At 31.1% G+C, this 1952-nt stretch carries 2 protein-coding genes; both read right to left on the bottom strand.

The window, feature by feature from the left end:
• Positions 1-660: 660 nt before the first annotated feature.
• A complete protein-coding gene (locus tag FTV09_RS17585) occupies positions 661-1455 on the bottom strand; it encodes a tetratricopeptide repeat protein (protein ID WP_180059000.1) in 795 nt (264 codons plus the stop codon).
• Between the two features lie 11 nt (positions 1456-1466).
• Positions 1467-1856: a hypothetical protein gene (locus FTV09_RS17580; protein ID WP_180058999.1), complete on the bottom strand. Its 390-nt coding sequence runs from the start codon at positions 1854-1856 to the stop codon at positions 1467-1469.
• Between the last annotated feature and the right edge of the window lie 96 nt (positions 1857-1952).

Raw genomic sequence — 1952 nt, 5'->3', positions numbered from 1 at the left:
CTTAACGTCTGATAATTTTTGAATATCTTTGAATTTCATCCAAGGATTATCTCTTGAATTAAATAATTTTGCTGATTAATTTAAGATCAAATAAATTGTACGTTTTTTGATTTATGACGGAAGTCTATTAATTAGAGCTAAAATAATTATATGAAAAAATTTTCACTTTTTTTACTTTTAATAGGCTTCATAATTATTTTAGTTACTTTAATAAAATCAAATAAATATGATAATAAAAGTATAGATTTGAATACATGGCAAAAAATTGAAAATTTTCAAATTTTAAAAACACAAATATCTTGCTCAAGTTCACCTTGGCGAAAAGGTATAGACAGAACTGCTAAGATGAATGTTGAATACATGTATAAATATCATAACAAAATTTATTATCGTAATGCTCAAAATGTCTTAAGCATATATAGAATAACGTTATTAGAGTCATGTGACGATCTAAAAGTTAAATTAGAAAATGCCTGGCACCAGTATAATACGGATAAAGTTTTATCCGTTTATATATCTAGCATAGGTAATGAAAGTAAGTTTGTAATCAAAGAAAATCAATTCACATTTAGAAAATCTTTAATTGCTTTGATCTTGTTTGAAGCGCAAGGAGTCATACTAATATTAGTTATCATATTGATATTAACTTGCCTAATTACACTACTTAGAATTAGATATTGATTCTATTTTTTTTAGTGCATCCCCAGCATCTTTATAACCATTCTCAAATGCCCGTTGAAACCAATATTTTGCTTTTTCTAGATCATTATAGGTATTCGCATACATATAACCCAAATTATTTTGAGCTATAGGAAAATTCTGGTTTGCTGCTTGTATATAAAGATCGAGCGCTTTTTTTTCATCTTTTGGAACTATAGCTCCTTCTTCATATATGTTGGCTAAATTGTATTGAGCATCTGGTAAATTCTGTTTAGCCGCATCGGTATACAAACTAATGGCTTTATTGATATCTTTTTCAATACCATTTCCATCAAGATATGCATTAGCGAGGCTGAATTGAGCCCGAGCATATCCTTGTTTTGCAGATAAGTTATAATAATCTAAAGCTTTTGTTCGATCTTTATCTACATAATATCCATTGTCATACATTACACCTAAATTATACTGAGCTTCAGAAGAATTTAATTTAGATGCTTCATTAAACCAATAATAAGCTTTAGCTTCATTTTTTTGTGTACCTATTCCTTTGAAGTACATACCTGCTAAATCATTTTGAGCAACTACAGAACCTTCATTTGCAGCTTTTTCAAAATATTCTAAAGCTTTTTGAAAGTTTTGCTTTACACCATCACCTAAAAAATATTTTTGACCTTGTTTATATAAAGACTCTGATTGAACAAGATTTTTTTCTTTCTGAGGTACAGTCTTTGTACAACCATTAAGACCAAATACACTCAAAAACACTAAAAAAAAAGCTATTTTTTTTACATTCATTTTTCATTCACTTAGTCAGAATATTTTATCTGCCATTCTAGCATAGGGTCTTTTTCTATTTCTCTATCTCGTCGTTTCTTTTCTGCCTCCCCAGCATTTTCATTCAATTTCTTCTGAGCATTGATATATATTTCAGCCGCTTTTATTACCTCACCTCTTTTTCCAATTTCTTCACCTGCATTTTCTCCAGCTGACTCCATACCGTACTTAACTGACAAGCCAGCGATACCACAGAGGGCTAAACCAACCCCAACTTGTCTCGGATCTAATGAACGAACAGCATTTTGTGAGCATCTGCCAACAACTCCAAGTGCTAATGTTTCACCAGCTTTTTCACCAGCTTTTGAAAGCACCAACTTTGATGTTTGTTCGGCTTTGTTGCACAAAGATTTGAAATGCAAAGCGCCCCTAATTGAGCCAAATTTAAGGCGTAACTTGGGTAAGTGGTCGACCTAATTCCGTAAATCTGTTAAGAACTGCTACACGTGCATGGATCT

Source organism: Acinetobacter sp. YH12227, assembly GCF_013417785.1.
In the GTDB taxonomy this organism is placed as follows: Bacteria; Pseudomonadota; Gammaproteobacteria; order Pseudomonadales; family Moraxellaceae; genus Acinetobacter; species Acinetobacter gandensis.
The sequence above is the reverse complement of the archived record's forward strand: the minus strand, read 5'-3'. Positions and strand labels throughout refer to the sequence as shown.